The 7,364-nt window shown below is 62.0% G+C and carries 7 protein-coding genes; 4 read left to right on the forward strand and 3 right to left on the reverse strand.

Features of this window, described 5'->3' with window-relative positions; translation table 11 throughout:
• Positions 1–155: 155 nt before the first annotated feature.
• Positions 156–1,346, reverse strand: a complete 1,191-nt coding sequence (locus NW853_RS03325) for a M20 metallopeptidase family protein (protein ID WP_414347746.1) — start codon at positions 1,344–1,346, stop codon at positions 156–158.
• 121 nt (positions 1,347–1,467) lie between these two features.
• A complete protein-coding gene (gene hisA / locus NW853_RS03330; RefSeq protein ID WP_414335765.1) occupies positions 1,468–2,253 on the reverse strand; it encodes a 1-(5-phosphoribosyl)-5-[(5-phosphoribosylamino)methylideneamino]imidazole-4-carboxamide isomerase in 786 nt (261 codons plus the stop codon).
• An 88-nt stretch (positions 2,254–2,341) separates the two neighbouring features.
• Here hisA and NW853_RS03335 point away from each other — a divergent pair, with 88 nt between their 5' ends.
• Positions 2,342–3,688, forward strand: a complete 1,347-nt coding sequence (locus NW853_RS03335; RefSeq protein WP_414347748.1) for a 16S rRNA (cytosine(967)-C(5))-methyltransferase — start codon at positions 2,342–2,344, stop codon at positions 3,686–3,688.
• Positions 3,689–3,721: 33 nt separating this feature from the next.
• Positions 3,722–4,534, forward strand: a complete 813-nt coding sequence (locus NW853_RS03340; protein WP_414335762.1) for a TrmH family RNA methyltransferase — start codon at positions 3,722–3,724, stop codon at positions 4,532–4,534.
• A gap of 15 nt (positions 4,535–4,549) precedes the next feature.
• Here the strand turns inward: NW853_RS03340 and recA are convergent, their stop codons facing one another.
• Positions 4,550–5,677 (reverse strand): recombinase RecA, encoded by a 1,128-nt coding sequence (gene recA, locus NW853_RS03345; RefSeq protein WP_414347750.1) that lies wholly within the window; start codon positions 5,675–5,677, stop codon positions 4,550–4,552.
• Between the two features lie 266 nt (positions 5,678–5,943).
• Here recA and lgt point away from each other — a divergent pair, with 266 nt between their 5' ends.
• Positions 5,944–6,792: a prolipoprotein diacylglyceryl transferase gene (lgt, locus tag NW853_RS03350; protein WP_414347756.1), complete on the forward strand. Its 849-nt coding sequence runs from the start codon at positions 5,944–5,946 to the stop codon at positions 6,790–6,792.
• Positions 6,793–6,795: 3 nt separating this feature from the next.
• Positions 6,796–7,364: tRNA (adenosine(37)-N6)-threonylcarbamoyltransferase complex ATPase subunit type 1 TsaE (gene tsaE, locus NW853_RS03355; RefSeq protein WP_414347753.1), on the forward strand; the 569-nt coding region annotated here is incomplete at its 3' end.

Raw genomic sequence — 7,364 nt, forward strand, 5'->3', positions numbered from 1 at the left:
CTCCGCGCCGCTCACGCGACCACCCCCGGCCCCTCTCCCTGAGGCCCTCACCCCCAGCCCCTCTCCCTGAGGGAGAGGGGAGCTAGGACTTGACGTAGCGAGCGGCTTCGTCAGTTATATTCCAGTGGCCATAGCTTTTCTGGGAAGTGCTCCCCTCAGCCCAAAGTCTTTCCGGTGTAGTTTTCAATGCAGCGCAAGAACAGCTCCACGCCAATGCCGAGAGCAGCTTCATCAAAGTCAAAGCGGGGATGGTGATGGGGATAGTCTAGTCCTTTGGCAGGGTTGGCGGATCCCAGGAAAAAGTAGCAGCCGGGCACTTCGTTGAGGAAAAACGAGACATCTTCCCCGCCCAGGGTCATCTCAGGAACGATCGCGGCTTCTGAACCAAACACCTGGCGGGCGGCTTGTTCTACCAGGGCTGCTATGGCAGGGTCATTGTGAACCGCCGGATAGCCCCGCTCGTACTGGAACTCGTAGGTGGCCCCGTAGGCTTGGCAAATGCCGGCCACGATTTCTTCAATACGCCTTGCCAGCAAATCCCGCACTTCCGGCTGAAAGCTGCGCACGGTGCCCCAAATCTCTGCCCTGGGAGCGATGACGTTGAAAGTATCGCCGGCCCGGAAGCGGCCCACCGTCACCACCGCCGGCTGCAGTGGATCCACGTTGCGGGAGACGATGGTCTGCAAAGCGCTCACAATGTGGGATCCGACCACAATCGCATCCACCGTCTGCTGGGGAAGAGCGGCATGGCCGCCCCGTCCAATGACCTCGAGTTGAAAGCGATCGGCAAAGGCCATCGAGGGGCCACTTTTGACGCCAATGGTGCCCAGAGGACGGTTGTTCCACAGGTGTAAGCCGAGGATGGCTTCTACATCTGGGTTCTTCAGCACCCCCGCTTCCACCATTGGCTTGGCTCCGCCGGGACCTTCTTCAGCGGGCTGGAAAATGACTTTGACGGTGCCTCTGAGGCTTTGGCGCTGCTGCTGCAGCAGCTTGGCGGTGCCCAGGGCAATGGCCGTGTGGCCATCATGGCCGCAGGCGTGCATAACGTTGGGGATGGCGGAACGGTATTCGACTTCGTTGGCCTCGTGAATGGGTAGGGCATCCATGTCGGCCCGCAGCGCCAAAACCGGCCCTGGCTCTTCTCCCGCGATGGTGGCCACAATGCCGGTGTGGGCGATGCCGGTCTGGTGCGGGATCCCCCAACTTCTCAGGCGGTGGCTGATGTAGGCGGCAGTTTGCTTCTCTTGGAAACCCAGCTCTGGGTACTTATGCAAGTGGCGGCGCCAGGCCACCAACTCCGGCTGTAAGGCTTGAACGGCGGGGCGAAGGGCGGGAACTTCCATAAACGCCTAGACAAGAGTCAGTCTGGGGAAGAGCTTCCTTCCCAGTTGGTTTCCCAGAAGCTGTTTAGTTACATGTCGGTTTCATAGAGTATGGCAAAAATTTTGCCAGGGCTGTTTCTTCCTAGGCCCACCGGGATCCCGTTTCTGGCGGCAGATCTTGCCAGCGGCCCGGCCCCACGGCGCGCAACGCCTCCGGCAGGGAGATGGCTCCTGAGTAAAGGGCCTTGCCCAGAATGGCTCCGGCCAAACCCGGCAAGCTCAGCAGGGCAAGTAAGTCCGTCAGCGAGCCGATGCCCCCAGAGGCAATCACCGGCAGGCGGGAAACAGCCAGAACCTGCCGCAACTGCTCCAGGTTGGGGCCGGCCAGGGTGCCATCCCGGCCAATGTCGGTGTAGATGATCCCGGCAGCCCCTTGAGCTTGTACCCGTTGCACCAGTTCGGTGGCCGGCAGGGGGGTGGTGTTCAGCCAGCCGCGGGTAGCCACCTGCCCTTGGCGAGCGTCAATCCCCACCCAGATGCGTCCTGGCAAGGCCTGAGTCATCGCCTCTAGAGTGTTGGGATCCTCCACAGCGACAGTGCCGACGATCACCCGATCTACCCCCAAGTCCAGCAACTGCCGCGCCTGTTCGAGAGATCGGATCCCGCCCCCCACCTGCACCGGGATGGCCAGTTTGCGGACGATGTCTGCAATGATGGGCAAGTTAACCGGATCCCCGCTTTTGGCCCCGTCCAGGTCTACCACGTGCAGGCGAGGCGCCCCTTGGGCAGCCCAGATTTCTGCCTGCTGGATGGGGTCGGCGGCCACCTGTTCCGCCTGGGCGTAATCGCCTTGGTAAAGACGCACGGCGCGGCCCTGCAAAAGGTCGATGGCGGGGATCACCTCGAGAAAGACACTGGCGTGAGGCATGATGGGATCCCTGGAGAAGAGCTTTTCCAGTATCGCCCAGCGGGGATCCTGGACAAGGGCAGCGGATAGGAAAACCTTTGGGGCGACCATGAACGCGCGTCAACTGGCCCTCTTGGCTCTGCAGAAGATCGAGCGGCAAAACGCCTACGCCGACCTGGTGCTGGAGCACCTGTTGGCCCATAGCCGCCTGATCCCCGCCGACCGGCACCTGGTCAGCGAGCTGGTGTACGGCGTTACCCGCCGTCGCCGCACCCTCGATGCCCTGATCGACTGCTTTGCCCGCCGCTCTGCCCACCAGCAACCGCCCGACTTGCGGCTGATTCTGCACCTTGGCCTTTACCAACTGGCTTTTCTGGATCACATCCCCCCCAGCGCCGCCATCCACACCAGCGTGGAATTGGCCCGCCAGGTGGGCCTGGGATCCTTGACAGGGGTGGTGAACGGCATCTTGCGTGCCTACCAGCGGCAAGCGTTGGATGGGGCCGAAAAGGATCCCCTCAAGCCCTTACAGGACACGCTGCCCACGGATCCGATTCAGGCCTTGGGGATCCGGCACAGCTTTCCCGACTGGCTGGTGCGCCTCTGGTGGGAGCGCCTGGGGCCAGCCGAGACCGAGCAGTTGTGCGCCTGGTTCAACCGAGCGCCCCACCTGGATCTGCGGGTTAACCCGCTGCGGGCAGATGTGAACAAAGTCATTCAAGCCTTGGCAGAAGTGGGGATCCCCGCCTCACCCATCCCTGAGGTGCCGGGCGCCCTGCGGCTAGGGCGGCCTGCCGGCGATATCAGGGCCCTGCCGGGCTTTGCCCAGGGCTGGTGGAGTGTTCAGGATGCCAGCGCCCAGCAGGTGGTGCATTGGCTGGATCCCCAGCCAGGGGAACGGGTGATCGACTGCTGTGCCGCCCCCGGCGGCAAGACCACCCACATGGCCGAGCAGATGCAGGATCGCGGCGAGATCTGGGCCCTGGATCGCCATCCCCACCGCCTGCGGCGCCTAGAGGAAAATGTGCAGCGCTTAGGCTTGCGCTCGATCCGTCCCCTGGCCATCGACCTGTTATCCCTGAGCGCCGCTGCCGAACCCCCTGCCCCCCTGCCCCCCTGGCAGAGCGCCGACCGGGTGTTGCTGGACGCTCCCTGCTCCGGCCTGGGAACCCTGCACCGCCATGCAGATGCCCGCTGGCGCCAAACCCCCGATCAGGTGCAGGAGCTGGCCCATCTGCAGGGTCGGCTGTTGCAGGTGGCAGCCCGTTGGCTCAAGCCGGGCGGACTGTTGGTGTACGCCACCTGCACCCTGCATCCTGCTGAAAACGAGGCGGTCATCCAGTCTTTTCTGAACCGGCATCCCCACTGGGCCGCCGAAGGGGATCCCCTGCTCATCTGGCCCCATCGCCAGGATCGGGATGGATTTTTTATCCAACGGCTGCGCCGCTGCGATTAAGCCTTCCCCGTTCCATCTCTCCTCTTCCTCCGCATGGCTTCTGAGCTCCTCACCAGCCCAAAAAACCCTTGGATCCGGCAGTTGCGGCAGTTGCACCGCAGCAAAGGCCGGCGGGAACAGGGCGCCTTCTTAATAGAGGGATCCCACCTCCTCGAAGAGGCGCTGGGGGTCGGCTGGCCTCTGCGAGCTGTCTGCTACACCTTCGATTGGGCCGAGCGTCATCCCCAGTTGTTGGCCAGCCTGCCCCAGCATCTGCGGCGGCAGGCCGTCAGCCTAGAAGTGATGGCGGCCCTCTCTACCACCGAGTCTCCGGAAGGGGTTGTAGCTGTGGCCGTTAGCCGGCAAATCGCCTCCCCTCCCCCAGAGGCGTTGCGCCTGGGCTTGGTGGTCGAAGCCCTGCAAGATCCAGGTAATTTGGGATCCCTGATCCGCGTCGTGGCGGCCACCGGAGCCGATGGCCTCTGGCTAAGCGCAGACAGCGTCGATCCGGAAAACCCCAAAGTCCTGCGGGCCTCCGCCGGCCAGTGGTTTCGCCGCCCGCCGCAAGTCTTGCCCGACCTGCCCACCTGGATCCAGGCCTGTCGTCGCCAAGGGATCCAAGTTTTGGCCGCCACCCTCTCCCCTCTGGCCACCTGCCATTGGGATCACGACCTCACCCGGCCAACCCTTTTTCTCTTGGGCAACGAAGGGGCTGGCCTAAAGGCATCCACCATCCAGCAGGCCGATGCCCAGGTGCGGATCCCGATGGCCGAGGGCGTCGAATCCCTCAACGTGGCCATGACAGGGGGATTGCTGCTCTACGAAGCTTTGCGCCAGCGGCGAGCCCAGTTGAGAGACACAGCTTGAAGAGCCGCCCTCGTTTCACAACTCCTCATCTGCAAAGATGGGGGCCTCAACCTCTTCCTGCTCTCCCTCCTCCATCCCCCCCGGTCGGCTGGCAGAAACCGTTACCCCTGCAGAAAGTTTTTCCCGCACAGCCGCTTCCACCTCCGCCAGGATCTCCGGCTTTTCTTTCAGGTAAACGACCAGATTGTCTCTCCCTTGGGCCACATTCTCCTCTTTGTAGCTGTACCAGGAACCGCGTCGTTTGAGAATGCCCATCTCCTCAGCCAAATCGACAATGCAGCCGATGTTGGAGATGCCCTGGCCGAAGATGATGTCAAATTCTGCCCGCCGGAAGGGGGGAGCAACTTTGTTTTTCACCACCTTGACCCGCGCTCGGATCCCGTATTCTTCAGCACCTTTTTTTAGAGTTTGCACGCGGCGAATATCCAGCCGCACCGACGCATAGAACTTGAGGGCATTGCCGCCGGTGGTGGTTTCCTGGGGGCCGTAGCCCATGCCGCCGATTTTGGAGCGCAACTGGTTAAGGAACAGAACAATTGATCCGGTTTTGCTGACGTTGCCGGCAATCTTGCGCAGTGCTTGGCTCATCAGGCGGGCCTGTAGTCCCATGTGGGCATCTCCCATATCCCCCTCGATCTCGGCGCGGGGAACCAGCGCTGCCACCGAGTCCACCACCACAATGTCCACAGCAGCAGATCGCACCAGTTGATCGACGATCTCCAAAGCTGCCTCCCCCGTGTCTGGCTGGGAGATGAGCAGATTCTGGATATCCACCCCCAAAGCTGCTGCATAAGTGGGATCCAGCGCGTGCTCGGCATCCACAAAGGCGGCTGTTCCCCCTCGTTTTTGCACCTCGGCAATGGCGTGCAGAGCAACCGAGGTTTTCCCAGAAGATTCCGGCCCGAAGACTTCGATGATTCGCCCCTTGGGGTAGCCACCGCCCATGGCCAAGTCGAGGGTGATAGCGCCGCTGGGTATGGTCTCCACCCGCATCTGGGCCGCATCTCCCAAGCGCATGATCGCCCCTTTGCCGAAATTGCGCTCGATCTGGCCCAACACTTGATCCAGAGCTTTGCGTTTCTCCGACTTCAACTTGTCCAAGTCGTCTCCATTGTTCACGGCAGCAGCTTTGCTTCGGGTCATGGCCAGCACCCTCCCCCAGGAGTTGCGGTGGAAAATCGAGCCTGCATTCTAACATTGTCGCCTTGTTGCCCTCAGCGGATCCCTCTCCTCTGTATCTCCCTCCAATTGCAGTCAGCTCGCACCTTGCCTCAGTTCCCAGCTCCCCTCTCCCTTAGGGAGAGGGGCTGGGGGTGAGGGTTGCTCCCTTAGGGAGAGGGGCTGGGGGTGAGGGTCGCAGAATAGGTAGAGTGAGCTAGAAAGACCAGTTCAGGAATACCGCCGTGCTCATGACCCTGGTGTTGCAATCCCCCGGTCCAATTGTGTTCACCTGGGGCCCCTTCAGCCTGCGTTGGTATGGCCTGCTGATCGGCTTAGCCATGGTGCTGGGCTTGCTCCTGGCCCGCCACCTGGCGGCACGGCGCGGTCTTCCCCCCAATTCCATGTCTGATCTGCTGCTGTGGCTGGTGGTGGGATCCCTGCCCCTTGCCCGTTTTTACTACGTGGCTTTTGAGTGGGAGCGATATCGAGATGGCCCTTGGTGGAAAGTCCTGGCCCTCTGGCAGGGGGGGATGGCCATCCATGGCGCTTTGCTGGGGGGCAGTGCGGCACTTTACCTATTTGCCCGCCGGCAGCGGCTGAACTTCTGGCTGCTGGCCGATTGCATCGTTCCTTCCCTCAGCCTTGGCCAGAGCATCGGTCGCTGGGGCAACTTCTTCAACAACGAGGCCTATGGAGAGGTTTTGCCTCCGGATAGTTCTCTGTGGATCCAGCTACAGCTCCCCGACGGATCCCGTGTGCATCCCACTTTTCTGTACGAGTCCCTCTGGAACTTGGGCCTCTTCGGGATCCTGCTCTTTTTGAGCTATCGGCGTCAGCCTCCGCCTGGTAGCCTCCTGGGTCTCTACCTGCTGGGGTATAGCCTTGGACGCTTCTGGATCGAGGGGCTGCGCACCGACAGCCTCATGCTGGGATCCTTGCGAGTGGCCCAGGGAGTGAGCCTGTTGCTCATCGGAGCTGGCTTGGCCGTGATGCTGACCGCCCAAAGACGTGCTTCTGCTCACCTAAGCCCAGTGAGGCCCTCACCTGATCTCTCGACAGGGATCCCCACCCCTGAGCACCCCTCGAAGGAGCCGTAAGCCATGGCGAGCGCACGAGATGAAGAGCTTTGGCAACAAGCTTCTCCTCTGGTGTTGCCCTCTGCCGCTGCCACCCAATCGCTGGCGGCCCTGGTAGCCCAGGCTGCCGTTCGCCTCCTTGACTCTTCAGGCCAGCAACACAACCCCCAGGGCAGGAGCAGGATAAACCCCCCTCCCGGCCTAGTGATCCTTCTAGAAGGGAACCTGGGCAGCGGCAAAACCACCTTTGTACAGGGCCTAGGCCAGGGCTTGGGGATCCCTGAACCCATCGACAGCCCCACCTTCGTGCTGCTCCAGGAATACCACACCGGACAGATCCCTCTTTTTCATTGCGATCTCTACCGTCTGGGATCCCCCTCTGGCGGAGCCGAGTCCTCAGCTCTCGACGATCTGGGGCTGGAAGAACTTTGGAGCCAAGCTGGGATCACCGCCATCGAATGGCCTCAGTACCTGCCCTACTTGCCAGCAACCTACCTCTGGCTGCGCCTAGAACCCGATCCTCAGGCAGAGGGATCCCGCCTGCTGTACGCCAAGGGCAGGGGATCCCAGCTCGCCCACCTTTGGCAGCAAGT

This window comes from Synechococcus sp. H55.11 (assembly GCF_047462475.1).
In the GTDB taxonomy this organism is placed as follows: domain Bacteria; phylum Cyanobacteriota; class Cyanobacteriia; order Thermostichales; family Thermostichaceae; genus Thermostichus.